Origin of the sequence: Methylomonas sp. MK1 (assembly GCF_000365425.1) — a bacterium.
Lineage (GTDB): Bacteria > Pseudomonadota > Gammaproteobacteria > Methylococcales > Methylomonadaceae > Methylomonas.
In genome coordinates, this window is the sequence record NZ_AQOV01000002.1 from 910132 (window position 1) to 935669 (window position 25538).

Here is a 25538-nt window from a genome sequence, read left to right on the forward strand (position 1 = left end):
ATGGTTGTTTAGCCCTACCTAATTTATACCTTTTGCACTTCAAATACTGGCACATCTGCTCCCTCGCCGGAGAGGGTCGGGGTGAGGGGGCAAAAGCGAAATTTGAAGTGCGATGCCTATATCCGTGTTGCCGAAGCTAGTCGGTTTGGTTCATATCGAGCGATGACCGACGCGTTGCGGCTTGCCGTGTTTTTTATGCCAGCTGTAAAAACCTCTTTTGGCGAGTTCCACCACGAACAGATAAGAGACCGCCATCGCCGCCAGGATTAAATAAAACTGGGCCGGTGGGGGAACAAAGCCGAAGTAACTGCCTAGTGGGGTAAAAGGCAGGATGGCGCCAATCAACGCAATCGACAGCGAGGTGGCGACCAGCAACGGATGCGCGCGGCTTTTGAACGGGTTACCGCGAGTACGGATAATGAAAATGACCAGCACTTGGGTACACAGGGATTCGACGAACCAACCGGTTTGGAATAAGGCTTCGTCGGCTTTCAATATCGTCAATAGAATGTAAAAGGTCAAAAAATCGAACGCTGAACTGATTGGGCCAATCACCAGCATGAAATTGCGGATGAAGTTCATGTCCAATACCCGTGGAGTACGCAGTTCTTCCGCATCGACCTGATCCAAAGGAATCGGCACTTCGGAGACGTCGTAGAGAATGTTGTTCAGCAAAATTTGGGTCGGCAGCATCGGCAAGAAGGGTAGAAATAGCGCGGCGCCAGCCATGCTGAACATATTGCCGAAATTGGAGCTGGTGCCCATCATGATGTATTTCAAAATATTGCCGAAAGTACGTCGGCCTTCCAGCACGCCGTCATGCAAAACTTGTAAATCCTGATCCAGCAAAATCATATCGGCCGCCTCCTTGGCAACGTCGACCGCAGAATCCACCGACAAGCCGACATCGGCTGAATGCAGGGATGGTGCATCGTTGATGCCGTCACCCAAATAACCGACTACATGGCCGCGCGCTTTTAGTGCCAGGATGACACGGTCTTTTTGCGCCGGATTGACCCGACAAAATAGATTGGCTTTTTCGACGCGGATACGCAAAGCGTGATCGTCCATGGCGGCGATGTCTTTGCCCATCAGTACGCCGATGACCGGAATATTTAACTGCGCGCAGACGTGTTGGGTCACCAGATCACTGTCGCCGGTAACGATCTTGACGGTCACACCACTGTTTTTTAATGCCGCTAGCGCAGCGCCGGCGCTTTGTTTCGGCGGATCAAGGAAGCCGGCAAAGCCGGCAAAGATCAACTCGCTTTCGTCGCCAACTACCGCATGCGGATGATCTTGCGGCACTTCGCGCCAGGCGATGCCCAACACCCGGAAGCCTTCCCGCTCCAGCGCGTTGTGTTGTTCGTGGATCCTGGCTCGACTGGCGGGATCGAGCGGCACTTGCACGTCGCTGCCTTGCTGTTCGTAGTGGGTGCAGAGGGTGATGATTTCTTCGGACGCGCCTTTCACCACCAGCAAGCGGCCATTGCCCTTATCCAGCAACACCGATACCCGCCGCCGCTCGAAATCGAAGGGTACTTCGTCGATTTTTTGCCAAGCGCTGACATCGATGGATTCATGTGCGAGGATGGCCTCGTCCAGCGGGCTTTTCAGACCGGTTTCGAAGAAACTGTTCAGATAAGCCAGTTCCAGCACTCGCGCACTGGGTTGGCCTTGCGGATCGACGTGTTGTTCCAAACGAATTTTTGCTTCGGTTAAGGTGCCGGTTTTATCGGTACATAGCACATCCATCGAGCCCAGGTTTTGGATCGCTGCCAGGCGTTTGACGATCACCCGCTTTTCGGCCATGTGCATCGCGCCGCGTGAAAGTGTGACCGAAACCACCATCGGCAGCAGTTCCGGCGTCAAACCCACCGCCAGAGCTACAGCAAACAAAAAAGATTCTAGCCAGGGTTTGCCCAAATAAGCATTCACCAATAACACGAACAATACCAGCAAAACCGTTAGCCGCATGATCAACAAGCCAAAACGATGAGTGCCCACTTCAAACGCGGTCGCCGGCGGTTTACTGGTCAGGCTATCGGCGATAGCGCCGATCGCGGTAACCGTGCCGGTTTTAATCACCCGCATTTTGCCGCTGCCGCTAATGACTGTGGTGCCCATGAACACCGCATTGCTGGCATCTTGAATATCGGTGGCATCGGCGGGTAACTCGCCTGGGTGTTTTTCGATCGGGTAGGCTTCGCCGGTTAACAAAGCCTGTTTGACGAACAGGTCGCAGGCCTCCATCAGCAAGCCGTCCGCCGGCACCATATCGCCAGCCGAGAGCAGGGCGACATCGCCGGGAACCACGTCGGTCACCGGCACATCGATAGGTTTGCCATCGCGTATTACCCTGGCTTTCACCGAAACCGAATGCCGCAAACTTTCCGCAGCCTTGCCAGCCCGGTGTTCCTGGACAAAATCCAGGGTAACGCTGAACAGCACCATGATGCTGATGATCACAAAGTTGGTAAGCTCGCCGGTGAATGCAGAAATTGCGCTGGCGACCAATAACAAAATCACCAGCGGATTCTTGAAGCGCGCCAGAAATTGCAACAGTAATGCCTGTTGCTGATGATCGCGGAACAGATTGGGACCGCACTCGGCCAATTTTGCACTGGCTTCGGCACTCGATAAACCACCCATGTCGTTAGCGCGCGCGGTGCGCAGTTGCGAAGGTGACTGTAGCCACCAAATTTCGGTATCGGCTTTAACTTTGTCGTTAGATTTTTTCATAGGCTGCTCGATAGTTGGCTCGGTTAAAAGGATCGATAAATATCAAAGAAATTTCCTTCTCTCCTTACTGTGATATGCCATTTAAATAGGTCTATTCCCCTCTTTGGAAAAGAGGGGTTAGGGGGAGATTTTCTGAATAAATCCCCCTCGATCCCCCTTTTACAAAGGGGGAAGGTGCCTTAATTTAAAGCCATTGATCGTCCGGGAATCTTTACTGGTTTCTTCGATGTAAATCAGCAATTGGCGGTGACGGCAAATCAAGTCCCAGCCCGTTGTCGCAAATTCTCGGGCAAATGATTGCGGTCGCCCAGCACTTCCAGCATCGGCCCGTATTCAGTGAACTTGATAATGCTTACCGAAGCGGCGAGCGCATTGATACGATCCCGATAACGCCCCAAATCGATGCCCAATAAGCTGCACAACAAAATACGGATCGTTGCCTTGTGTGACACCAACAGCACATTACCGGTTTTGTATTGGGTTTGGATTTCGGTGATGACCGGCAGGGCGCGGGCGGCGATTTGCATGGCCGTTTCGCCTCCGGTGGGAGGATTCCAGGCCGGATCGGTTTGCCAGCGCAGGTAGTCCTGCGCATGGTGCTGATTGACATAGTCTTGTTCCTGGTCCTCCCAGGCACCGTAGCTGATTTCCCTTAAGCCCGCACGGAATTGCATGGTCAGACTCAATGCATCGCACAAGGGCTGCGCGGTGGCGATAGCGCGTTGCATTGGGCTGACGAAGACATCGCTCCAGGTAAGCGAGCGATAGGCATCGGCAAAGGCTTGCGCCATTGCCTTGCCCTCAGCCGTCAAATCCGGGTCCAGCGATCCGCAAAACGCGCCGCGTTGGCTGTATGCGGTCTCGCCGTGGCGCAGCAAATAGATCTTCAAGCTCATAGTCGCCTCAATACGGCCAATGCCATTGATCGTCTTCCGGACGGTCTATACCGTTTTGGTAAGCATAATTTCGGCAGTCGATTTGCCGGTCGCGCAGCTTTTCTTTGACGTGCGCACCCGACACTTGCAGAGCCGGAATCCGGTCTATCGCATCGATAGCCAGGCTAAAACGGTCGGTTTCGTTTTGGATTGCCAGTTCCAGCGGGGTGTTGATGCTGCCTTTTTCCTTATAGCCGCGCACATGCATATTGGCGTGATTGTGACGCCGATAGGCCAGTCTGTGAATCAGCCACGGATAACCGTGGAAATTAAATATCACCGGTTTATTGACGGTAAACAGGCTGTCAAAATCCCGATCCGACAGACCGTGCGGATGCTCGCTGGCGGGCACCAATTTGTAGAGATCGACCACGTTGATGAAACGAATTTTCAGTTGTGGAAAGTGCTCGCGCAGCAATACGACCGCCGCCAAGGCTTCCTTGGTCGGAATGTCGCCGGCGCTGGCCATCACCAGGTCCGGTTCGGCACCATCGTCGTTACTGGCCCATTCCCAGATGCCTATGCCCTTGGTGCAATGTTTGATCGCTGCGTCCATATCCAGGTATTGCAGATGCTTTTGTTTGTCGCAGACAATTACATTGATGTAGTCGGTGCTTTGCAGGCAATGGTTGGCCACAGACAGCAGGCAGTTCACATCGGGCGGCAAATAAATACGCGTCACAGAGGGGCTTTTGTTGACCACCAGATCCAGAAAACCGGGATCTTGATGGGTAAAACCGTTGTGATCCTGGCGCCAGACCGTCGAGGTAATCAACAAATTCAACGAGGACACCGGCGCGCGCCAGGATACGGCCTTGGACATCGCCAGCCATTTGGCATGCTGGTTGAACATCGAATCGATCACATGCACAAAGGCTTCGTAGGACGAAAAAAAACCATGCCGACCGGTCAATAAATAGCCTTCCAGCCAGCCTTCCAGGGTATGTTCGGAGAGCATTTCCATCACCCGGCCATCCGTCGCCAGTTCACCGCCGTCGGCATCTTCCGGCAGGTAATCAGCCAGCCAGGTTTTTTTGCTGGCTTTGTAAACATCATCCAACTTGTTAGAGCTATTTTCGTCGGGCCCGAATACCCGAAAGTTATGCATATTGGCGCTCATAATGTCGCGTAGAAATTTACCCAGCGGTCGAGTATTTTCCGCCGACACTTTGCCGCGGCCATCCAAGGCCAAGGCATAATCTTGAAAATCCGGCATCCGTAACGCTTTACGCAACAGGCCACCGTTGGCGTGCGGATTGGCGCTCATCCTGCGGTTACCGGTTGGCGCTAGGGCTTTAAGTGCCGGAATCAATTTGCCGTTACTATCGAACAGTTCTTCCGGTTTGTAACTGTGCAGCCAATCCGACAATAGCTGCATATGCCCCGGATTGTCTTTCACGCCGGCCAGCGGCACTTGGTGGGCGCGCCAGAAGGCTTCCACTTTATGTCCGTCAACTTCTTTCGGTCCGGTCCAGCCTTTCGGGCTGCGCAGGATAATCATCGGCCAGTGCGGACGGGTAGGAATACCGCTCGTACGGGCTTCCTGTTGGATTCTCCGAATCTCCAGCACACACGTTTCCATCACCCCGGCCATCAATTGGTGCATGGTTTCCGGATCGCTACCTTCCACGAAGTAGGGCGTATAGCCATAGCCGCGAAACAACTGTTCCAGCTCTTCATGGGGAATTCGGGATAGCAAGGTCGGATTGTTAATTTTGTAACCGTTCAGATGCAGGATGGGCAGCACCGCGCCATCACGGATCGGATTCAGGAATTTATTGGAGTGCCAGGACGTCGCCAGTGGTCCGGTCTCGGCTTCGCCGTCGCCAACCGCCACTGCTACCAACAAATCCGGATTGTCGTAAGCGGCGCCGTAAGCGTGGGAAATACTGTAGCCCAGCTCGCCACCTTCATGGATCGAGCCCGGTGTCTCCGGCGTGCAATGGCTGCCGATGCCGCCGGGAAAGGAAAATTCTTTAAAAAACTGCAACAAACCTTCTTCGTCTTCACCCTTGTTCGGATAAATCTCGGCATAAGTCCCTTCCAGATACACCGGTGCCAATACGCCGGGTGCGCCGTGGCCGGGGCCGGCCAGGAAAATCGCATTCAAATCGTATTGTTTAATCAGCCGGTTCAGATGGACATACATAAAACTCAAGCCGGGACTGGAACCCCAGTGGCCCAGTAGTCGGTTTTTAATGTGATCCGGTTTAAGAGGTTCTTTCAGCAAAGGGTTATCGCGGAGGTAAATCATGCCTGCGGCTAAATAATTACAGGCCTGCCAATAGGCGTTGATGTTGCTTAGCTCTTCATGGCTTAGAGGTGCAGTGTTCGATGTCGTAATCGTAGTCTTAGTCGTCATGTGCCAGATCCCTTATATGGTTGAGTCGCTATCGCGACAGATTATTTATATGTCGGTTCGCGGACCGACAACCGCGATACTTTCTTTTGCGTGGCCAAAAGAAAGTATCCAAAGAAAAGGCCACCCGGAATTCCGCCTTAATCCTGTGCTTCTCGCTTTTGGCGAGGGTTTTCGAAGGGCCATCCCTGGCCCTGCGAAAACGAGCGGCATCCTTGCCGCTCCCCTGCGGGCCATTCTCGCTAAAAGCTGCGATGCTCGGGGCGGAATAACGGGAAAAACCCCGTCGCTTCCGCGACACTTATCCTCAAACCATTGAACTAATGGTATTCCTGAATCGATTTAGAGCCAGCGCAAAAAACACCCCGCCAATCCCGATCAAAGCCAAAAAATCTTTCCAAACAATGCCAAAGCCGGCCCCACGATACAAAATAGCCTGCGCCAGTGACACGAAATGCGTGGTCGGCGCTGCCAGCATGATGTTTTGCACCAGCACCGGCATGCTTTCGCGCGGGGTCATGCCGCCGGACAGCATTTGCAAAGGTAACAAGATGATCAACATCAACAGCCCCAGTTGAGGCATTGAACGGGCCAAAGTTCCCAAATATATGCCTAATGAAGTAGTGGCAAACAGATGCAGCAACATACCCAAAATAAACAAGCCCAGGGAGCCTTGAATCGGTACCTCCAGTAAGCCATGCACCACAAAAATGATAGACGCAGTCGCTACCACCACCACGACCAAGCCCATCGACCACACTTTGGCTGACATGATTTCAAATGGCGTCAGCGGCATCACCAATAGATGCTCGATCGTGCCGTGCTCGCGCTCGCGGATCAGTGCCGCGCCGGTCAAAATGATGGACAAGGTGGTGATGCTATTCACTACTTCCATCAGCGAGCCGAACCACACTGAGCTTAAATTGGGATTGAAGCGGGTTCTAATCTCCAATTCTACCGGTAGGGTTATGACGGCCCGACGACCTTGAGCAAAAGCGTTGACTTCGCCGTTTAAAATGGTCTGGATATAGGTATTGCCGATGAATGCTTGGGAGATGCGGGTGGCGTCGATGTTCAATTGCAGCGCCGGCTGCCGGCCGGCCAACATATCGCGCTGGAAATGCGAGGGAATATCCAGCACAAAACTATACAAACCAACGTCCATGCCGTGATCGGTTTGGTATTGATCGATTATCACCGGCGTTAAAAAGTAGGGTTCATAGAAAGCGTTAATGATGCGGGTGGAGAGTGGCGAACGGTCTTCGTCGACGATGGCGATTGGCGCTTTGTGCAAGGATTGGGGCACGCCGGTTGCAATCAGATACACCTGGCCGGTGAAGGAGAATAGGATCATTACCAGCATCATGGTGTCGCGGCTGAGGCTGCGGAGTTCTTTGATGCCTAGGTAGTAGATGTTGAGTAGGGTTTCCATTTGTTACTCAATATTCCGAGGCGGCTTGGTATAGGTGTCGCTATAGGTTGTTTTAATGTCGGTTTCACGAAAAACTTCCTTGTTTTTCGCCCTGCGGGTGCTTCGCATGCAAATCGGCTCTCCTGCCGATTTGTCGGACCGACGGCCGAGTGACTTTTCTTTGTTTGGCCAAAGAAAAGTCACCAAAAGAAAGGCCACCCGGAATTCCGCCAATTTCCTGCGCTTCTCGCTTTTGGCGAGGGTTTTCGGAAGGGCCATCCCTGGCCCTCCGAAAACGTGCGGCATCCTTGCCGCACCCCTGGCGGGCCATTCTCGCCAAAAGCTGCGATGCTCGGGGCGGAATGACGGGAGATAAACCACGCCCCACACCATCGGTTGTGAGAATTGCGTAACACTCATCATCGTTCCTGCTTCTTCAACAACAACACACTTAAGCCAACAATCACCGGTATTGCCAACGCCAAAGGCCATAGCGATGGGCCCAGTTCGGCGAAACCCAGGGCTTTGGAAAATGTGCCGCGGCATATGGTCAGGAAGTAGGCGCCGGGGAAGGTTTCGCCCATTAGTCGGGCGCCGCCTTCCAGCGAGGACACCGGATCTATCATTCCTGAAAAGCGGGTGGAGGGGATAAAGGTGGTCAGAAAGGTGGCGAAGATGGCGGCGATTTGGCTGTTGGTGAAGGTGGAGATTAATAAACCTATGCCGGTCGAGGCGGTGACATAGAGTAGGGCGGCGACCGTCAAAGTCAGGAAATTGCCTTTGAAGGGCACGCCAAAAACAAAGATGGCTAGGATAGACAGCAGCAGAAAATTCAGCATACCGACTGCAATGTAGGGTAGTTGCTTACCCACCAGAAACTCGAATTTGGTCACTGGGGTGACGTATAGATTTAATATGGAACCCAGTTCTTTTTCGCGGACCACACTAAGAGCGCTAAGCATGGCTGGGATCAGCATCAACAAAATGGGGATCACCGCCGGCACCATGGCCGGCAGGCTTTTGACGTCGGCGTTGTAACGAAAGCGGGTTTCTATTTTCATCAAGCCGGCGGGTTGCTGGGTGGTGCTTCTGCTACGGGCCATTTCCAACAGCCAGCCCTGATGCATGGCTTGCACATAACCGATGACATTCTCGGCGCGGGTTGGCATGGCGCCGTCTATCCAGGCACCGATCTTGACCTGATCGCCGCGTTCCAAGTCGCGAGCGAAGTTTGGAGGTATTTCCAGTGCCAGGCTCAGTTCGCCGCTGCGCATGCGTTGATCCAGTTCGGCGTAATCGGCCAGCGGCGGCCTGGGCAGAAAATAACGTGAGCCACCCAAATCCAGCGCGTAATTGTTACTCAGCGTGGTTTGGTCGCGGTCCAGTACCGCAAAGCGCAAGTCCTCCACATCCATGGTGATGCCGTAACCGAAAGTAAACATCAAAAACAAGGTACCGACCAAGGCAATCGAGGCGCGAATCGGGTCGCGGCGCAGTTCCAAGGCTTCGCGCAGCGTGTAACTGTAAAGACGGGTCAAACTAAAGCCGGCAGCGGCTTGGGCAGCTTGGGTTTGCGGTGACACCACCACCGCTGCTTCGCTAGATGCCTCGGCTTCTTCCTCTGCGCCGCTAGCTTTGTGCAAATAGCCAATAAAGGCTTCCTCAAGCGTGGCCTGGCCGCTATCTTTCACTAAGGCCGCCGGCGTATCGCTGGCCAGCACCTTGCCGGCGTGCATCAGCGAGATGCGGTCGCAACGCGCGGCTTCGTTCATGAAGTGGGTGGAAATAAAAATGGTGACCTGGTCGTGGCGCGACAGCTCTATCATCAGCTCCCAGAAGCGGTCGCGTTCGATAGGATCGACACCGGAAGTCGGCTCATCAAGAATCAACAGATCAGGTCGGTGGATCATGGCTACTGCGAGTGACAAGCGTTGCCTGATTCCCAGCGGTAGCGCATCGGGCAAGGTATCTAAAACCGCATCGAGCTGGAAGCGCTGGGCCATTTCGACAACTCGGCCTGGAATTTCCGCCGCCCGCAGATGAAACAGCTTGGCGTGCAATTCCAGATTTTGCCGGACCGTCAGCTCGGAATACAGCGAGAAGGCCTGCGACATATAACCGACCCGTTTGCGGGTGGCCAGATTGCCGGCATCGACCACTTGCCCAAACAATAAGGCCGTTCCCGAGCTAGGTTGCAGCAAGCCGGTGAGCATTTTCATGGTGGTGGATTTGCCGCAACCGTTGGAACCCAAAAACCCAAAAATCTCACCACGGGCTATGCGCAGGCTGACATTGTCCACCGCCAGAAATTCGCCAAAGCGCATGCTTAAATCATGAGCTTCGATAGCGATGTCCTGATCATTGTTTTGCCGGGGCGGAATCACGATGGCATGGTGGCCGCGGCGTTTGGCTTCCGGTAGCAAAAGGATAAACGCTTCTTCCAGACTATCGGCTTTGGCTTGCGCACGCAGTTCGGCGGCGGTGCCGGTCGCCAGTATCTTGCCGGCGTCCATCGCCACCAGCCAATCAAAGCGCTCGGCTTCGTCCATGTAAGCTGTCGAAACCAGCACGCTCATCCCGGCGCGGCGCTGACGCAGGCTGGCGATCAGCTCCCAAAATTGGGCGCGTGACAGCGGATCGACGCCGGTGGTGGGTTCGTCCAGCACCAGCAGGTCGGGGTCGTGGATCAACGCGCAGCACAAACCCAGTTTTTGTTTCATGCCGCCGGACAATTGCCCGGCAGGCCGGTCGCGGAAGGTTTCCAGGTTGGTGCTCTTCAGTAATTCGGCGATACGTTGCTCGCGCTCGGCTTGCTGCTGACCGAACAGCCGGCCAAAGAAATCGACGTTTTCGAACACCGACAAGGTCAGATAAAGATTTTTGCCCAGCCCTTGCGGCATATAAGCAATGCGCGGACACACGGCGCGGCGATGGCTGGCATCGGCCATGTCACCGCCCAACACCTCGATTTTGCCTTGTTGAATTCTGCGTGCGCCGGTCAGCAAGGACATCAGGCTGGACTTGCCGACGCCGTCTGGGCCGATCAAGCCCAGCATTTGATTGGCCGGCAAATCCAGATTCAGATTATCCAAAGCCAACTGTTCGCCATAGTGCAAACTCAGATTTTGTATCCTCACCACTGGTTTGGTAGAGGTTAGGGTATTCATTGCGGCAGTTTGATGGCCAGGTTTACCGGCCACTCGGCTTTCGGGTCTATCTTCACATAGGCCACGCCGGGCACACCGGTTTTGACTTGATTGAGATGTTGTTTCAGCAATTCCGGATCGAGTCTGGCGCGCACCCGAAACATCAGCTTCAGGCGTTCTGTTTCGGTTTCCACCGTTTTGGGGGTGAATTGGGCCACGCTTGCCACGAAGCTGGCCGTGGCCGGGATGACCAAATCCGGCACCGCATCCAGCACCAGCCGGATCTCGCTCCCTAAGGCGACCTTGCCGGCCGCTTCGGTAGGCAGAAAAAAAGTCATATACACGTCGGCGAGATCGACCATGTTCAACACCCGGCCACCAGCCGCCAACACTTCGCCGGGCTCGGCGACGCGGTATTGAATGCGACCATCGCGCGGCGCTTTCAATACGCTGTCTTCTATGTCGGCTTGCAATCGACTGACGGTCGCTTGAGCCGCTTCGATTAGAGTTTGCGACGCCACCGCCTGCGATTTCGCCGCTTCGATACCGGCACCTGCCGCCGCGACCTGAGCTTGCGCTGCATTGATCGCCGCCTGCATACCCAGCACTCTAGCCTGATCGTCATCGACTTCCTGTTGCGGCGTCGCGCCTTCGCCGACCAGGCGTTGCGAACGTTTTAAGCGTTTGCTGGCGGCATCGAATTCAGCTTGGCGTTGTGCGACCACGGCCAGCGCGGCGTTGCGTTCGCTTTCGCGCTGCACGATGACCGCTTTGGCGGTGATTCGGGCGCTTTCGGCGTGACGGACTTGGGCTTGGGCTTCGGTTTGCTGGGCTTGTAATACTTGGGTGTCCATCCGTGCCAACACCATGCCAAACTGCACAAAGTCACCTTCGTACGGCAGAATCTCGACAATCCGACCAGGTGTCTTGGTGGCAATGTCAATCTCGGTGGCTTCAATCCGGCCATTGCCGGTGACAATGGCTTCCGGCAGCGGGGCAGGGCGCATCCACCACCAAATCAGCATCGCTACGGCTAGCAATGCCAGGCCCGGCAAGATGAACTTGCGTATTGAGCGAGCCGGTTTCGTCGGCGGTGCAGTTGCGGTTTCCGGTTTGGCCGGTTCCTTTACGCTAGCCATTATTGATCCTCGGAAAGCTGCGATTGCACGGTGCTAATATCCGGGCCGCCGCCCAGGGCTTTATACACCGCAATCAGATGGGTGGAAGTGTCTGCTTCGGAGCGGGCCAGTTCGATTTCGGCGGCATACAGGCTGCGTTGCGAGTCCAGCACATCCAAGAACGAGATTACGCCTTCCTGATAGCGTAGTTGCGACAGCCTCAGCGATTCGCGCGAGTCCAGCGTGGAATTGGCTAGTAACTGTCGGCGCTGCTCTTCATTTAAATATCTACTCAACACGGTTTCGGTTTCCCGCAGCGCTTCCAACACGGTTTTTTCGTAGGTCAGAAAAGCTTCCTGTTGCCGTGCGTCGGCCAGATCGATGCCGGCGCGGACCCTGCCAAAATTGAGTAAGGGTTGCAGTAGATTGGCGGCGGTGCCATAGGAGAAAGCCGCCGATTTGAATAAGGATTCTAAGTCCGTGCTGCGCAGGCCCAGAAAGGCGGACAAGGAAATTTTCGGAAACAGTTCAGCGACAGCCGCGCCTTGCAGTGCAGTGGCGGCGGCCAGCTTGCGCTCGGCGATTTGCAAATCCGGCCGGTTGCGTAGCGTTGCTGCCGGTGAGGTCAACAGGTCTATGCCCGCTGACTGCGGTACCGCGCCCAACTCGCTTAACTCAAGCGCCAGAGTGCCGGGATGCGCGCCAATCAGCAGTTCCAGTTGCCGCAGCAAGCCGGTCAGTTTGGCTTGCAAGGCCGGAATTTGCGCCATCGTGGTTTCGGTCAGCGCGCGGGCGCGTACCACTTCATGGCGAGCAACCACGCCTTCGTTGAACAGTTTTTCGGTGAGTGACAGCGTGGCTTGCTGGGTGTGCAGATTAGAAGTGGTGATGCGTAGTTGGTTCTGGGTGCTGCGGTATTCGACGTAACCGCGGGCCAGCTCCGCGCTCAGTGTGACCAGCGTTTGCCGGTAGCCGGCGTTTGCACCATCAAGCTCGGCCAAAGCCGCTTCCAGACGCCGTTGTTGGCGGCCGAATAAGTCGATTTCCCATAGCGCGTCGAAACCCAGTTCGAACATGTTGTAGCGCAAACCGGGGGCCAGTGCCGGTAAGGGGTTTTCCTGGCGTTGGGCACCGGCCTTAATATTTACGGTGGGGAATAACTCTGCTTGCGTGCCGCGTCGTTCGGCTCGGGCCTGATCGATTCGGGTCAGGGCGATTTTTAGATCCAGATTGCCGGCCAAGGCTTTGGCCATCAACGCATTCAAGGGCACATCTTTAAAGCGCAGCCACCAGTTTTGCAAGGGCTTGGGGTCTGATGTTGTTATGGCCGGATTGTTGATTTCAGCCTGCCAACTAACCGGAACATCCGCTGTTGGTTCATGGTAATCCGGACCAACGGTGCAACCGCCAGCAGCGATCAAGATGATTATCCATGCCGGCTTATGCGGCATTGGGCTCTTGAAACCGATGAGCTAGACGCTGCCTGAATAACTCAGATTTAGTACGTTCCATGGCACGGTCCTGTATGAATCTTACCCAAGCAGCGTAATGGTTGAGGTAAGTCAGGTCTGTGCGTTAGCGTACTTAACTTGACCCATTTTTTGTTGAACCAATGTGTGGCAGATATGTTCGATAGCGTACAGACGATGGATTTTTTTAAGCCTAGAGTCTGGTATAGAGTTTGGCGCCGCCTTACAACGCTCTGCGGGGGTAATCGATTCCCTAGAGCGCGGATATATTTTTCACTAAGAGGTAAGTAGTCATGAACACGACAATTACAAACGAAAAACCCACCGAAGATTTCGCAGCGTTGAAAAAACTGACTGCAACAGTCTATCTATGCCAAGTATTAACCTTTGCCTTTGCCGGCTTACCGCTATTAGTCGGCGTAGCGATTAATTTTTTCTACCGCAACAATGTCAAAGGCACTTGGCTGGAATCGCATTTTAATTGGCAGATCAAAACCGTCTGGGTGACGTTGGCAGGCTTTGCCTTGTCCGGTCTGGTGTTGATGCTGGACATACAACTTAGTTTGATTGTGTTGCTTCCGACCTTACTGTTGCTGATCTACAGAATCGTCATTGGCTGGACCAATTTGACTGCCGAGAAGTCTTTGCAAGATCTGAGTTAAACCATCGCAGACTCGCTTAGCCAACGTCGTCTACATCGGCGTTGGCTAAGCCCCGCTTCTTCAAGCCCCTAAAATACGCTCGTAAGTGTCCCGCTCGGTTCGATAGCATTCGCAAGCAGCGCCTTCCAGGCCGCCACGATCCAGAACCGTAATATCCCCGCGCCGATAGCTGATCAACTTTTGTTCCTGCAAGGACAGCGCGGCTTTGGTGATGCCGACTCGCCGTACACCCAAGATATAGGCCAGGAAAATATGCGTGACATGGAAGGTGTCGGCGTGCGCGCGGTCATGCGTCATCAGCAACCAACGCGCCAGACGCGCTTCCACCAGATGAAAGCGGTTGCAGGCCGCGGTTTGCGCCAATTGACTCATGGATACATATAAGTAGCGTTTTAACTCCAGCTGTAAGGGCCTGCTACGTTCCAGTTCCTGTAAAAACAGTGGCACGCTTATACGCAATGCCGAACCTGCGCCTTGCACCAGCGCTTGAAATGGCGCGATATCGACACCCAATGTCAGGGTGATGCCCAAAATACCTTCGTCCCCGATTAAACCCACTTCCAGACCGGTATCGCCATCGACCGGCGTTACCAGGGAAATAAAACTATCGATTGGAAAATACACATGCGGAATCTTGGTGCCAGCTAGATAGAGCACTTCCGCAAAGCTTAGATCGACCGGTTCGCAGTGAGCAAGCAAGTGCTGGCGGTCACTATCCGGTAGGGCATTCAAGAGGCGATTGGCCGCGGGAACAGCGGGTATGGACGACACTAGCGTTCTCCGGCGGTGTGTTGAGGTAGCCCGACAGAAGATAACAGATGCGAACAGATGTAAATCGCTATGCCGGTGCTGGTCAGCGGCTTTACGCCAGCTGTTTGGGGGGCAGGTTAGCGGTTAGGGAATTGCTTGTCTGTATGTTAGCGCACGTACTTACAACTAACTAAGCAGGTTCCGGTTCATAAGATTAGTTTTGATTTGTTCGAGCGTATGTGCCCCAGCGTACAGACTTCAGCAAGGCGCTGCCGTAATCTAGTGCCAGCTTAGGTGGAATCACCCAGCAGCCGGGATGTAGACATTCAGTAATAGTTCGGTCGTCGCGGTTTTAGAGCAGGATGCCAGCTCTTGAGCAGCTTTTATTTAAGCGAGCGATAGTGGTTATTTTGCACCTTTATAGAATATATACACCGGGTAAATTTATGAAAATTAGACACTTTTTAATGGCATTGCTGTTATCTTTCGGATCATTGGCCGCGCATGCCGCCGGTAGTCCGTTGAACGAAAGCTTTACCAATCTGCTCGCTCTATCCAACAACGCCTTGGAAGTAGGCAAGACTGGCGATACCAAAGCCTTTATAGAGAGCGCTACGGTCGCTTGGGAGGCAATGAAAGTTCAAAATGAAAAGGGTAGCTCCATTCGTCTACAACGGGCTAACGCCAAATTAAAAGCGGCGATAAAAGCTGCTAAAGCCGGCAACTTGCAAGAAGGTATTGCCGAGGTTGAACAAGGCATAGAAGAAATGAAATTGGCAAAGGTTAACGGACAGTAACAACTACGCTATCCGTTAAAAGCAGTTTTATGTTTTAGTACATCTACAAAGCCGGTCATCACCGGCTTTTTTTGTGGCTGGTGCTCAACGATATTGGTTCACCGTTTTGGCTTGGGGAGGCTTTGTCATGCCGATGAAGGGGAAGAAACTAAGCGGGGGAAGATGCGGATTGGTGCTACTATTCAACTGTTGGTCACAAACACGAAGACCCGCAACTTAAAGCAATATATGTAATGCCCATCTCGTTATGAATCCCGCCGACTTACGCCGCTATGCCGAGCAAAAGCTCGCCGCTCGTCCGCTGAAAAGCAAAAAATCGCCAAACGACGAACAGCGCTTGCTGCATGAGTTGCTGGTGCATCAGATTGAACTGGAAACAGTTATCGAAAATTTACGCCATACGCAAGACGAGTTGGCGGTATCACAGGCGCGTTATTTCGATTTATACGATTTGGCGCCGGTAGGCTATTTGACCGTCAGTGCGCATGACATCATCCTGGAAGCCAATCTTACCGCCACTCAATTACTGGGCGTGCCGCGCCATACTTTGCATTCCCAAGTCCTAAGCCGCTACATCGCCTTTGCCGACCAGGACATTTATTATCTGCACCGCAAAGCGCTAATGGAAAGCAAGCAAGCGCAGACCTGCGAACTTAATTTTGTAAAGGCGGACGGCGCCGACTTCTGCGTCAGACTGGAAATGAATCTGGCGATTGCCGCCGATGGCGAGCAGATTCTGCGGATTGTAATCAGCGACGTTAGTCGGGAAAAAACCAAAGACCAATTTTTACGCCAGGCGGCGGCCATGTTCGAAACCGCCCGCGAAGGCGTGATGGTTACCGATGCCGATATGCGGATTTTGGTGGTTAATCGGGCTTTTAGCGAATTAACCGGCTATTCGGCGGATGAAGTGTTAGGAAAAACGCCGAAAACCCTGAAGTCCGGCCGGCAGGACCAAGCCTTTTACGTGGATATGTGGGGGCAGATTAACGACAGCGGTTATTGGCAAGGCGAAATTTGGAATCGGCGCAAGGACGGCGAGATTTATCCGCAAATGCTCAGCATCAGCGCGGTACGCGACGAAAATAATCGGGTGACGCATTACGTTGGGGTGTTTTCCGATATTTCCCAGCTTAAGGATGCGGTCGCCCGCCTGGAGTTTTTGGCTCACCACGATCCTCTAACCAGTTTGCCTAATCGTTTGTTATTGTTTGCGCGCCTGGAACATTGCATAGGCTTGTCGCGCCGCGAACGGAAAGCGGCGGCCTTGTTGATGCTCGATCTGGATCGATTTAAAGACGTTAACGACAGCTTCGGCCATTTGGCCGGCGACGAGCTGCTGCAACAAGTGGCGGCAAAATTAAGCAGCCGGCTGCGCGGCATCGACACCGTGACCCGTCTGGGCGGCGACGAATTTGCCATATTGCTGGAAGATTTGGCGCATCCGCAGGATGCGGCGCTGGTAGCCGCCGAGATTATCGAATCGCTCAACGAACCGTGGCGTTTGTCCAACGGTTCCGAAGTGCGGGTTGGTGTCAGCATAGGCATCAGTTTACTGCCGGAACATGGCAACAGCTCCGAAGAGCTTTTGCAACACGCGGACGCGGCTTTATATCGCGCCAAAGCGGAAGGGCGCGGTAATTTTAAATATTTCTCGGAAGACCTGACCCAAGCGGCCTTGCGCCGTATCAATTTGGAGTCGTTATTGCGGCGGGCGCTGCGTCGTCAAGAATTACTGGTTTATTATCAACCGCAAGTAGACATCAGCACGGGCCGCATTATCGGCGCGGAAGCCTTGTTGCGCTGGCATCATGCGGAGGAGGGCGTGATACCGCCCAGCCAGTTCATCCCGGTGGCCGAGGAAATTGGCCTGATAGCCGAGATCGGCGAATGGGTGTTAAAGGAAGTGTGTAGGCAAGGTCGGCGTTGGCTGGATGCCGGGTTAGCGCCGATCAAGCTGGCGGTCAATCTGTCCCCGCATCAGCTGCGGCATGGCGACATAGCCGCCAGTATTGCTGCGATACTCAGCCAAACCGGCTTTCCGCCCGAGCTGTTAGAGTTGGAATTAACCGAGAGCGCGTTGATGGAGAGGGAGACGGAGGTGGTGTTGGTCCTCTGTAAGCTACAGGCCTTGGGTGTGCGGCTGGCCATCGACGATTTCGGCACCGGTTATTCTTCGCTGGCTTATCTCAAGCATTTTCCGTTGGACATTCTGAAAATCGATAAAACCTTTATCGACGACATTCCGCAGTTGGAAGACGATAAAGAAATCGCCTCGGCGATTATCGGCATGGGCCATACCTTGCGTTTGCAAGTGTTGGCGGAAGGCGTGGAAACCCAAGAACAACTGGATTTTCTGCAAGAACATGGCTGCGATTTTTATCAGGGCTATTTGAAAAGCCCGGCGCTGGCGGCGGCGGAGTTTTCTGCGTTGTTGCAGAGCCAACTTTGAGGTGTCCGTGATAGGGCCGAATTCATTCGATCTATAAAAGCGGTTAGTGCGAATTCTTCGCACCTGCAAGCTCGCCTTGTCACAAGGCCATTAATTCATCATCGGGGGGGGGGGGGAGAAGCCTATCCGACTCGGCTCTCACCACCTGGTAGCATTCGCAAACCCGTGCTTCCAAACCCGGCCTATCCAGCACCGTTATTTTCCCTCTGCTGTAATGGATCAATCCCGCATGTTGCAGTTTCCCGGCGGCCTCGGTAACGCCTTCGCGCCGCACGCCCAGCATGTTGGCGATCAATTCCTGGGTCATGGTCAATTCGTTAGACGGCAGCCTGTCCATGCTTAACAACAACCAACGACAGAGCTGTTGATCCACCGAATGGTGCCGATTGCACACCGCGGTTTGCGCCATTTGCGTGATCAGCGCCTGGGTATAACGCAGCAGCAAATGCAGCATGCCTTCGTAGCGGTTGAATTCTTGCATCAACAGTTGCCCGCGCAAGCGAAACGCATGGCCGGCACTTTGCACCACGGCGCGGTTCGGCATGCTGCCGCCGCCCATGAACAATGCCACGCCGATGATACCGTCGTTGCCGACCACGGCGATTTCCGCCGATGCGCCGTTCTCCATCACATACAGCAAGGAGACGATACAGGTAGTGGGGAAGTAGACGTAACGCAGCTCGCCGCCCGATTCGTAAATTACTTCTCCCAACGGCATCTCCACGTGTTCCAGGTGCGGTAACAGTCGTTCGTATTCCGCTTCCGGTAACACTTTTAGCAAATGGTTGTATTGCGGGCTATCGAGATCGGTCATCTGCTGCCTAGGTAGTTATCGGACAAAATAGATTGGCTCCTGCAATCGGTGCTAGTGTAAACCTTAATTGTATTTAGAAATGAAATTCCTCTCTGTGCGCTAAGGAACAGAGCAATTGGGCTTTTTGTGCGCAGAGCGCAAACAGGCTTATGTGCGGTAACGTACAGACCGGAATTAACCAGGCTATTACCCTGTCTATTTACGAATCAGGCCAACGCAATATTTAACCTAAGCCTGCATCGCTCTTCACTTTACAGGGCCTCCATGACCATGTGTGCGACTCGCCGCAGCAACGTTCTTCAGTTGCGGCGGTTTTTTTTGAGCGGCTTTTTGCCAGATTGGATGCCGCGTGAAATGCCTACCTGCTCAGTGAAATCAGAGAACTAAATCATGCTAATAGAAAACTCGTCACTATCCGGTGCGGATGTCAGCCACGCGAATATGCCTGGCGGTGCTGAACCGGTAAATCCGGATGCCGGTATTGCATTAGCCAAGGCTGGCTTGCTGAGCTTACAAAACCCGGCCGGTTATTGGGTGTTCGAACTGGAAGCCGATTGCACCATCCCCGCCGAATACATTCTGATGATGCATTACATGGCGGAGATCGACACGGCCTTGCAAGTCAAAATCGCCAACTTCCTGCGCAGCCAGGCCGGCGCGGACGGCAGTTATCCGCTGTACAAAGACGGCCCTGGCGACCTTAGTTGTACTATCAAAGCCTATTACGCATTAAAAATGGCGGGCGACGGCATGGACGCGGTGCATATGGTCAAAGCGCGCGAGTGGATATTGATGCACGGCGGCGCGGCGAAGGCCAATGTGTTTACCCGCATCATGCTGGCAATGTTTCAACAAATCCCCTGGCGCGGTGTACCGTTTATTCCGGTGGAAATCATGCTGTTACCCAAATGGTTTCCGTTTCATATCGACAAAGTGTCGTATTGGTCGCGGACCGTGATGGTGCCGTTGTCGATTTTGTGTACCTATCAGGTCAAAGCCCGCAACCCGCACAAGATTGATATTGCCGAGTTGTTTCTAACGCCGGCAAACTTGGAAAACCATTATTTTTCCCATGTCAAAACGCCGCTAGGCAAAGCTATTTTAGTATTGGATCGAATTGGCCGACTGCTGGAGCCGTTGCTACCCGGCTTTATCCGCCGCAAGGCCACCGCCAAAGCCACGGATTGGTTCATGGCGCGGCTAAACGGCTACGATGGGCTGGGGGCGATATTTACCGCGATGGTCAATGCTTACGAGGCGATGGATTATCTGGGGATTCCGTCGGACAACGCCCAACGCCAAATCGCCAGAGCGGCCATCGATAAATTGTTGGTGGTGAAAGACGATACGGCTTATTGCCAGCCTTGCGTGTCGCCGATCTGGGATACCGGTTTGGCCGTGTTGGCTTTGCAGGAAGTCGATAGTCACGAGCGCGATCCGCGCAGTCTAAAAGCCACGCAAGCGGCCTTGCGCTGGCTGGCGAGCAAGCAATTGAGCGATGAGCCGGGCGACTGGCGTGTACAACGCCCGAACTTGGCAGGTGGCGGTTGGGCTTTTCAATTCGGCAATAGTTATTATCCGGATGTGGACGATACCGCCGTGGTGGCGTATGCGATGCAGCAAGCCGAGATGCCGGAATTTACCGAGAATATCCGGCGCGCCGCACACTGGATTAGCGGCATGCAATCGCGCAATGGCGGCTATGGGGCTTTCGATGCCGACAACGATCACTATTATTTAAACCAAATTCCGTTTGCCGACCATGGTGCGCTGTTAGACCCGCCAACTGCCGATGTGAGCGCGCGTTGTATCATGCTGTTGGGTAAACTGGACATGCCGCAGTATTGCCCTGTTATCGACCGCTGCGTCGCTTATTTACGTGCCGAGCAGGAGGTCGATGGTTCTTGGTTCGGGCGCTGGGGCACCAATTATATTTACGGCACCTGGTCGGTATTGCTGGGATTTGCCGCAGCCGGTATTCCTGCGGGCGACGCCAGCGTGCGTCGGGCCGTGACTTGGTTGAAATCCAAGCAACGCGCCGATGGCGGCTGGGGCGAGGGCAATATCGGCTATCACGACCCCAGGATTCGCGGCGAATTCGAATGCAGTACCGCATTTCATACCGCCTTGGCCGTCATGGCTTTGCTGGCCGCGGAGGAAACAGACTGCCTGGAAGTCAGCGACGGCGTGAACTATCTGCTGAGAAATCAACAGGCCGACGGCTTCTGGCACGACGACTGTTTTAACGCGCCGGGTTTTCCGAAGTTTTTTTATCTGAAATATCACGGTTACGACAAATTCTTTCCGTTGTGGGCTCTAGCCCGTTATCGCAACGCGCGGGCAAGCGGATAAAACCATTATGGCCTTTCCTCATGCAACCCGAACCAGCGCATTCGTCGCCGGCTTGTCGCTATCGGCACCGCTGACCTTGCTTGCCATCCTTAACACCAGCGGTTTACTGGGTGTTGGCATTGCCGACCCGCAAGTTGTGGCATTTTTTGTGATCTACGCGCTGCTGACTGGGTCGGTATTCGTGCTCGATGTGCGGAGTTTTGTACCCAAACAACTGAAAACCCGGATTCCCTTGGTCTATTTTCCAACCGATCAGGCAGGTATGGACTTTCTAATATCGGTATTCGGAAGAATACTAATTTGGGTAGCGGGTGTGGTGGCGGGCGTGGGTATGCTGGTGCCGCTCTGGTACTTCCTGCAGAAGCAATAAAATAAAGTTTCAAAGGTTTCGATTACTCTCGGCGACTCGAAATCCTCGCAAGTTGCCAAAAGTCTGTTCCCTCTCCTGATGGAGAGGAGATTTAAATCAGTAAAAGTAATCTGTTTTTATTCCCCTCGCCCCAGCCGGAGCTTGGTGTTGATACTGCACGCTGAATAGCTAATTAAGGCTTTGCCGCGAGTTTGGCTTTGTCGATTTTCGTGCGGGATTTCTTGGTGGATTTAGTCTCGATCTTGACTTGCGCAGTGCCGTCTTTTTTCATATCCAGCTTGTTCGCCGCACTGCTGGAAAGGTCTATTGCTCTATCTTCCTTGGCCGCCGGGCCTCTATCGTTGATGGTCACTTCTACTTTTTTACCGTTATCCAGATTGGTCACGGTGGCTTTGGTTCCCATGGGCAAACTCGGGTGCGCGGCGGTGAGTTTTTTCTGATCGAAAGTCTCGCCGCTGGCCGTCTCCTGGCCGTGGAAGCCGGGTCCATACCACGATGCTTCGCCGACTTCCTTATGCTTAGTTTCCTTGGGAACGCCTGCTTGATCCGGCGACTGCTGTGGAGCTTGCTCGTTGGAGCGATCCGAGCGACAACCGGAGCTAGCCCATAAACCAATCAGTAATGCGCCTATAAATCCCGAAATTCTACGATGCGTTGCCATGCCCATTCCCCTGCTGTTTTATAGGCAAAACATGCGCCGAATCGACCGGCAAGTCTGTGCGCTAACGTACCTAGTTTTGCGCCCAACCTGCGGGATCGATAGTGCACAAATCGATTTGCTGACACGGCCAAGCAAATTCCGCCTATGTGTCTTTCCGTACATATTCGTGTATCAGGCAAGCGCATAATTTGAAGCTAATGAAACAGCCTGTTTTTAGACACCGGAGGAGGAAGCGGGATATGAGCGCCCATGAATTGCGAGCACAAGCGCGCCGGTCGGTGCAAACGCGCCGTTTACGCGACAGAAGGCAGACTGACTATCCGTTTGGTTCACCGGAGTGGCTGGAAAATATCAAAAACGCTTATGTAGCTTGGCCGAAAGCCGACCGTCGCGACCATATGCGGCGCGCGGAGGACAGGCGTATGGCGGATAGACGACACACACAGGCGTCCGAACAGCAGCGCGCGGCCCAAAAATATTCCCGAGTCGTGTTAACCAGCGAAGAAAGACAGCTAATTCAAAGCTTGTATTTGCCTGATACCCATCAGTAGGATGGTGTGCGGTTTGGCGGACTGAAGTCGATTCAGGATTTGCCTATCTCCGTTATAGAGACCAGCAACACCGATGCATCACCCAGTTCTCGGTGTTGGCAATCAAGATGGGCGGTAAACCGCGTCCCATCGTGGCGCATCATCTCTAAATCCAGAGCCAGTCTCTCGGTTGTAACCAAATCCATCATGTTTCGGAACTGCAAAGACCAACGCTGCTGATCTTCGACGGCCACAAATGTCGAGAACCGCAGCTTGAGTGATGATCCATGCGGGATACCCAGTAATGCGGCGCCCGTCAGGTTAATTTCATCGATTTGTTCTGCAGAATCGATAACGAGATAGCCAATCGGGGCGAAGTCGTACAGATCCCGGTAGCGGTCTCGCGCTGTGGTCAAGGCGGTATCTATTCTTTGCAACTCGTCGAATTGCATTTCCAGTTCAATCTTGTGCACCAACAATTCGTGCAGCAGCATTTCCGCCGGTTTAGCCCTAAGCTGCTCGGGGAATAAGTTTGCCACCATGGCTTCGGCTGTCTTTCTCAGCGACTTACGCCGCTCGATTCCATCCCATTTTTGGTCCATGCCTTGGTTCTCCAGGTCGAGGGGCCGACCAATTGTGTAGGTAGTCACCAAAAAAGGATGGCTGCGGTTTGCGCCGAGCTTAGTCGATTGGTATGAATGACAACAGTGCATGACCGCTATCTGTTGCTTGGCAAAACTGTCGGGTCGAACCTGTCGATGAACCGGTCGGTTTGGCTTATGTACGCTAACGAACTGTGTTTCATCGCACAAAGGCGTCTAATTCCTTATAACGCTTTCCCAGCCCGCGACTCCGCTAATCCTACCACCCGATCCGGCCCGGGGCGCAAAAATTTCACAGGGCGAATCGCTAGCCAGCCGCAACGGCCTAGCCTGGAAAGCCGGTTAGCGATGCTATTCGATGTTTAACTCACAGGAAAAAATCATGAAAACAATTACATACCCCGGATCGTTAACGACGATCTATGGCGTAAGCCTGATCGCGGCGCTCTTTGCCGTCGGTTGCGCGAGCATTCCGGCACCGACCGAACAAATGGCGGTGTCCAAGGCGGCAGTGAACAGCGCCAATAGCGCCGGCGGCAACGAATTTGCACCGGTAGCTTTGCGAGCGGCCATGGAAAAAATGGACGCCGCCGAACGGGCGATGGCGCGCGAAGATTATCTAATGGCCAGACAGCAAGCCGAACAAGCCCAGGTTGATGCGCAACTTGCGGCCTCTACCGCTCGTGCTGCCAAGGCGCAAAAGGCTGCTAGCGAGCTGCAGGAAGGCAATCGCGTGTTACGCGAAGAACTCAATCGCGTAACCCAATAATTCACAATGGAGACCATTATGCATACCTATCGATATTTATCCCTAACCCTGCTTGCCGCTGCGGTTGCTGCCGGCTGTAGCTCGGTGCCCAATGCATCCTTGATCGATGCTCACAACAGTTATAACAACGCCCGTATCAATGCCGACGTCAGCACGCTGGCAGAGCTGGAAATGAAGCAGGCGTCGGATACCCTGAAAAAGGCCGACGACGCTTATGCAAAGGACGACGATGATGAAAGCGTCACCCATCTGGCCTATATCGCTAACCAACAAGTGGCCATCGCGCAGGTAACCGCCAAGCGTAAAACCGCGGAAAAGGCGGTCAACAGTGCCGAAGCCAAGCGCAACGAGGTGCGTCTCGATGCCCGAACCGCGGAAGCGGATGCCGCCAAACGCCAAGCGGCGGCGAGTCAACTGACCGTGGACCGGCAAGCAACGGAATTGGTCATCGCCGGTATCAATAGCGAGCGCGACGAGGCCTTGATTGCGCAACAGGAAATCTTGATTAACCAACTGAATGCGAAGAAAACCGCACGCGGTTTGGTGATTACCTTGGGCGACGTGTTGTTCCGCACTAATAAAGCCCAGTTACAAGCCGGCGGAATGCGCAATGTCGACAAAATAGGCGACTTCCTAAAGGAATATCCCGACTATAAGGTATTGGTCGAAGGCTATACCGACAGCAGGGGTAGCGACGAACATAATTTGGAACTCTCCGACCGCCGCGCTTATGCGGTGCGCACCGCTTTGGTGGACGCCGGTGTGAACAGTGACCGAGTCAGAACGCGTGGTTACGGCGAGGAATACCCGGTTGCCGGTAACGATACCGCATCCAGCCGGCAGTTGAATCGCCGAGTGGAAATTATCATGTCGGACGAGAAGGGCAATATTGCCGCGCGTTAGTGCTATTTAGACAATTCGTCATTACCGGGTACAGCTTTATGTCACTGGGCTCCCGCTTTCGCGGGAGCGACGATTTGCGAACTCACGCGATATACCCTTTACGTCCTCCAACCACGGAGCAAGGACCATGAAACTAATCCAATACGCACTGATTTTGCCTTGGCTTGTCTACAGCTTTTCCGCTAGTGCGGATTCATCGCCACTGCTTACCCAAACCCAAGGCGACGTGGTTTTTGTCAGCGGCGGGATAGGCGGCGATGAACGGGATGCGCTGCAAGCGGTGCGCTCAGATTACAATCTGAGCCTGCAATTTTCCATGCAAGGCTCCGGCGAGTATCTCAGCGACGTGGCCGTCAGGATTAGCGGCGCAAATAATCAGACCGTACTGGAAACGGTCGCCGATGGCCCGATATTGTTTGCTAAACTCAAACCCGGACGGTATCGAATTAGCGCCGAACATGAAGGACAAGAGATCCGCAAAAGTGTAACGATAGACAACAAACACCGGTCGCCACTGTTGTTTACTTGGCCCAATAACTAGAATCGTCAGCTAAGCGTGATTCCTACAAGAGCCCGCAATACATTCAATCGCAGAGTGTGCGGCCAAGTATTAACCCGGCCTTTAATATCGTCGCTCCCGCGCAGGCGGGAGTCCATTTGCACGCTGGATTCGCTTCGCGGTCGCTTTCGCGGGAA

Annotated in this window: 21 protein-coding genes; 9 read left to right on the forward strand and 12 right to left on the reverse strand. The window is 53.8% G+C overall.

All coding sequences use genetic code 11. The features are described from left to right. Window positions 1-150 precede the first annotated feature (150 nt). From mgtA to G006_RS0121030, 8 genes are all read right to left on the reverse strand, one after another. Complete coding sequence (mgtA, locus tag G006_RS0120995; RefSeq protein WP_020485185.1) at window positions 151-2742, reverse strand: magnesium-translocating P-type ATPase; 2592 nt, start codon at window positions 2740-2742, stop codon at window positions 151-153. A gap of 257 nt (window positions 2743-2999) precedes the next feature. Further along, window positions 3000-3638 carry a histidine phosphatase family protein gene (locus G006_RS0121000; protein WP_020485186.1) on the reverse strand — a complete coding sequence of 213 codons (639 nt, stop codon included), beginning with the start codon at window positions 3636-3638 and terminating at the stop codon, window positions 3000-3002. A 7-nt stretch (window positions 3639-3645) separates the two neighbouring features. Next, on the reverse strand, window positions 3646-6039 hold the full coding sequence (locus tag G006_RS0121005; protein WP_033194295.1) for a phosphoketolase family protein: 2394 nt from the start codon (window positions 6037-6039) through the stop codon (window positions 3646-3648). Between the two features lie 304 nt (window positions 6040-6343). Continuing rightward, window positions 6344-7468 carry an ABC transporter permease gene (locus G006_RS0121010; protein ID WP_020485188.1) on the reverse strand — a complete coding sequence of 375 codons (1125 nt, stop codon included), beginning with the start codon at window positions 7466-7468 and terminating at the stop codon, window positions 6344-6346. Window positions 7469-7471: 3 nt separating this feature from the next. Further along, window positions 7472-7726 carry a hypothetical protein gene (locus G006_RS28950; RefSeq protein WP_200860480.1) on the reverse strand — a complete coding sequence of 85 codons (255 nt, stop codon included), beginning with the start codon at window positions 7724-7726 and terminating at the stop codon, window positions 7472-7474. 140 nt (window positions 7727-7866) lie between these two features. Then, complete coding sequence (gene rbbA / locus G006_RS0121020; protein WP_020485190.1) at window positions 7867-10614, reverse strand: ribosome-associated ATPase/putative transporter RbbA; 2748 nt, start codon at window positions 10612-10614, stop codon at window positions 7867-7869. Next, entirely contained in the window at window positions 10611-11732 is a 1122-nt protein-coding gene (locus G006_RS0121025) for an HlyD family efflux transporter periplasmic adaptor subunit (protein WP_020485191.1), read from the reverse strand. Before G006_RS0121025 ends, rbbA begins: the two co-directional genes overlap by 4 nt. Beyond that, the gene (locus tag G006_RS0121030) at window positions 11732-13162 is read right to left on the reverse strand and encodes an efflux transporter outer membrane subunit (RefSeq protein ID WP_020485192.1); all 1431 of its coding nucleotides are present in this window, start codon (window positions 13160-13162) and stop codon (window positions 11732-11734) included. Before G006_RS0121030 ends, G006_RS0121025 begins: the two co-directional genes overlap by 1 nt. Before the next feature lie 311 nt (window positions 13163-13473). On the opposite strand from G006_RS0121030, the gene G006_RS0121035 reads away from it, so the two are divergent. Continuing rightward, a complete protein-coding gene (locus G006_RS0121035; RefSeq protein WP_020485193.1) occupies window positions 13474-13842 on the forward strand; it encodes a DUF4870 family protein in 369 nt (122 codons plus the stop codon). 60 nt (window positions 13843-13902) lie between these two features. Here the strand turns inward: G006_RS0121035 and G006_RS0121040 are convergent, their stop codons facing one another. Further along, window positions 13903-14613 carry a Crp/Fnr family transcriptional regulator gene (locus tag G006_RS0121040; RefSeq protein WP_020485194.1) on the reverse strand — a complete coding sequence of 237 codons (711 nt, stop codon included), beginning with the start codon at window positions 14611-14613 and terminating at the stop codon, window positions 13903-13905. 425 nt (window positions 14614-15038) lie between these two features. Between G006_RS0121040 and G006_RS0121045 the strand changes: the two genes are divergently transcribed. Beyond that, window positions 15039-15389, forward strand: coding sequence for a hypothetical protein (locus G006_RS0121045; protein ID WP_020485195.1), 351 nt, complete (start codon window positions 15039-15041; stop codon window positions 15387-15389). A 247-nt stretch (window positions 15390-15636) separates the two neighbouring features. Beyond that, window positions 15637-17841: a putative bifunctional diguanylate cyclase/phosphodiesterase gene (locus G006_RS26155; RefSeq protein ID WP_020485196.1), complete on the forward strand. Its 2205-nt coding sequence runs from the start codon at window positions 15637-15639 to the stop codon at window positions 17839-17841. A gap of 79 nt (window positions 17842-17920) precedes the next feature. On the opposite strand, the gene G006_RS0121055 is transcribed toward G006_RS26155, so the two are convergent. Then, entirely contained in the window at window positions 17921-18655 is a 735-nt protein-coding gene (locus G006_RS0121055; protein WP_020485197.1) for a Crp/Fnr family transcriptional regulator, read from the reverse strand. Between the two features lie 390 nt (window positions 18656-19045). On the opposite strand from G006_RS0121055, the gene shc reads away from it, so the two are divergent. Continuing rightward, window positions 19046-21007 carry a squalene--hopene cyclase gene (gene shc / locus G006_RS0121060; protein ID WP_026147204.1) on the forward strand — a complete coding sequence of 654 codons (1962 nt, stop codon included), beginning with the start codon at window positions 19046-19048 and terminating at the stop codon, window positions 21005-21007. 7 nt (window positions 21008-21014) lie between these two features. After that, entirely contained in the window at window positions 21015-21377 is a 363-nt protein-coding gene (locus tag G006_RS0121065) for a hypothetical protein (RefSeq protein WP_020485199.1), read from the forward strand. Window positions 21378-21549: 172 nt separating this feature from the next. Here G006_RS0121065 and G006_RS26160 read toward each other — a convergent pair whose 3' ends face one another. Next, window positions 21550-22038 carry a septal ring lytic transglycosylase RlpA family protein gene (locus G006_RS26160; RefSeq protein WP_026601600.1) on the reverse strand — a complete coding sequence of 163 codons (489 nt, stop codon included), beginning with the start codon at window positions 22036-22038 and terminating at the stop codon, window positions 21550-21552. A gap of 239 nt (window positions 22039-22277) precedes the next feature. On the opposite strand from G006_RS26160, the gene G006_RS0121075 reads away from it, so the two are divergent. After that, a complete protein-coding gene (locus G006_RS0121075) occupies window positions 22278-22589 on the forward strand; it encodes a hypothetical protein (RefSeq protein WP_020485201.1) in 312 nt (103 codons plus the stop codon). A gap of 32 nt (window positions 22590-22621) precedes the next feature. On the opposite strand, the gene G006_RS0121080 is transcribed toward G006_RS0121075, so the two are convergent. Then, window positions 22622-23170, reverse strand: a complete 549-nt coding sequence (locus G006_RS0121080) for a PAS domain-containing protein (RefSeq protein ID WP_020485202.1) — start codon at window positions 23168-23170, stop codon at window positions 22622-22624. 382 nt (window positions 23171-23552) lie between these two features. Here G006_RS0121080 and G006_RS0121085 point away from each other — a divergent pair, with 382 nt between their 5' ends. From G006_RS0121085 to G006_RS0121095, 3 genes are all read left to right on the forward strand, one after another. Beyond that, the gene (locus tag G006_RS0121085) at window positions 23553-23939 is read left to right on the forward strand and encodes a DUF4398 domain-containing protein (protein WP_020485203.1); all 387 of its coding nucleotides are present in this window, start codon (window positions 23553-23555) and stop codon (window positions 23937-23939) included. A gap of 18 nt (window positions 23940-23957) precedes the next feature. Further along, window positions 23958-24842 carry an OmpA family protein gene (locus tag G006_RS0121090; RefSeq protein WP_020485204.1) on the forward strand — a complete coding sequence of 295 codons (885 nt, stop codon included), beginning with the start codon at window positions 23958-23960 and terminating at the stop codon, window positions 24840-24842. A gap of 127 nt (window positions 24843-24969) precedes the next feature. After that, window positions 24970-25383: a hypothetical protein gene (locus G006_RS0121095; RefSeq protein WP_020485205.1), complete on the forward strand. Its 414-nt coding sequence runs from the start codon at window positions 24970-24972 to the stop codon at window positions 25381-25383. Window positions 25384-25538: the final 155 nt, after the last annotated feature.

What these genes read in the sequence shown, in the direction of transcription:
- G006_RS0121065 (WP_020485199.1), top strand. Translation starts at nt 21,015, where the DNA reads ATGGCCTTTCCTCATGCAACCCGAACCAGCGCATTCGTCGCCGGCTTG.
- G006_RS26155 (WP_020485196.1), top strand. Translation starts at nt 15,637, where the DNA reads ATGAATCCCGCCGACTTACGCCGCTATGCCGAGCAAAAGCTCGCCGCT.
- G006_RS0121095 (WP_020485205.1), top strand. Translation starts at nt 24,970, where the DNA reads ATGAAACTAATCCAATACGCACTGATTTTGCCTTGGCTTGTCTACAGC.
- G006_RS0121025 (WP_020485191.1), bottom strand. Translation starts at nt 11,732, where the DNA reads ATGGCTAGCGTAAAGGAACCGGCCAAACCGGAAACCGCAACTGCACCG.
- G006_RS0121035 (WP_020485193.1), top strand. Translation starts at nt 13,474, where the DNA reads ATGAACACGACAATTACAAACGAAAAACCCACCGAAGATTTCGCAGCG.
- G006_RS0121010 (WP_020485188.1), bottom strand. Translation starts at nt 7,468, where the DNA reads ATGGAAACCCTACTCAACATCTACTACCTAGGCATCAAAGAACTCCGC.
- G006_RS0121085 (WP_020485203.1), top strand. Translation starts at nt 23,553, where the DNA reads ATGAAAACAATTACATACCCCGGATCGTTAACGACGATCTATGGCGTA.
- rbbA (WP_020485190.1), bottom strand. Translation starts at nt 10,614, where the DNA reads ATGAATACCCTAACCTCTACCAAACCAGTGGTGAGGATACAAAATCTG.
- G006_RS0121045 (WP_020485195.1), top strand. Translation starts at nt 15,039, where the DNA reads ATGAAAATTAGACACTTTTTAATGGCATTGCTGTTATCTTTCGGATCA.
- G006_RS26160 (WP_026601600.1), bottom strand. Translation starts at nt 22,038, where the DNA reads ATGGCAACGCATCGTAGAATTTCGGGATTTATAGGCGCATTACTGATT.
- G006_RS0121000 (WP_020485186.1), bottom strand. Translation starts at nt 3,638, where the DNA reads ATGAGCTTGAAGATCTATTTGCTGCGCCACGGCGAGACCGCATACAGC.
- G006_RS0121080 (WP_020485202.1), bottom strand. Translation starts at nt 23,170, where the DNA reads ATGGACCAAAAATGGGATGGAATCGAGCGGCGTAAGTCGCTGAGAAAG.
- G006_RS28950 (WP_200860480.1), bottom strand. Translation starts at nt 7,726, where the DNA reads ATGGCCCTTCCGAAAACCCTCGCCAAAAGCGAGAAGCGCAGGAAATTG.
- G006_RS0121090 (WP_020485204.1), top strand. Translation starts at nt 23,958, where the DNA reads ATGCATACCTATCGATATTTATCCCTAACCCTGCTTGCCGCTGCGGTT.
- G006_RS0121055 (WP_020485197.1), bottom strand. Translation starts at nt 18,655, where the DNA reads ATGACCGATCTCGATAGCCCGCAATACAACCATTTGCTAAAAGTGTTA.
- G006_RS0121030 (WP_020485192.1), bottom strand. Translation starts at nt 13,162, where the DNA reads ATGCCGCATAAGCCGGCATGGATAATCATCTTGATCGCTGCTGGCGGT.
- mgtA (WP_020485185.1), bottom strand. Translation starts at nt 2,742, where the DNA reads ATGAAAAAATCTAACGACAAAGTTAAAGCCGATACCGAAATTTGGTGG.
- G006_RS0121075 (WP_020485201.1), top strand. Translation starts at nt 22,278, where the DNA reads ATGAGCGCCCATGAATTGCGAGCACAAGCGCGCCGGTCGGTGCAAACG.
- G006_RS0121005 (WP_033194295.1), bottom strand. Translation starts at nt 6,039, where the DNA reads ATGACGACTAAGACTACGATTACGACATCGAACACTGCACCTCTAAGC.
- shc (WP_026147204.1), top strand. Translation starts at nt 19,046, where the DNA reads ATGCTAATAGAAAACTCGTCACTATCCGGTGCGGATGTCAGCCACGCG.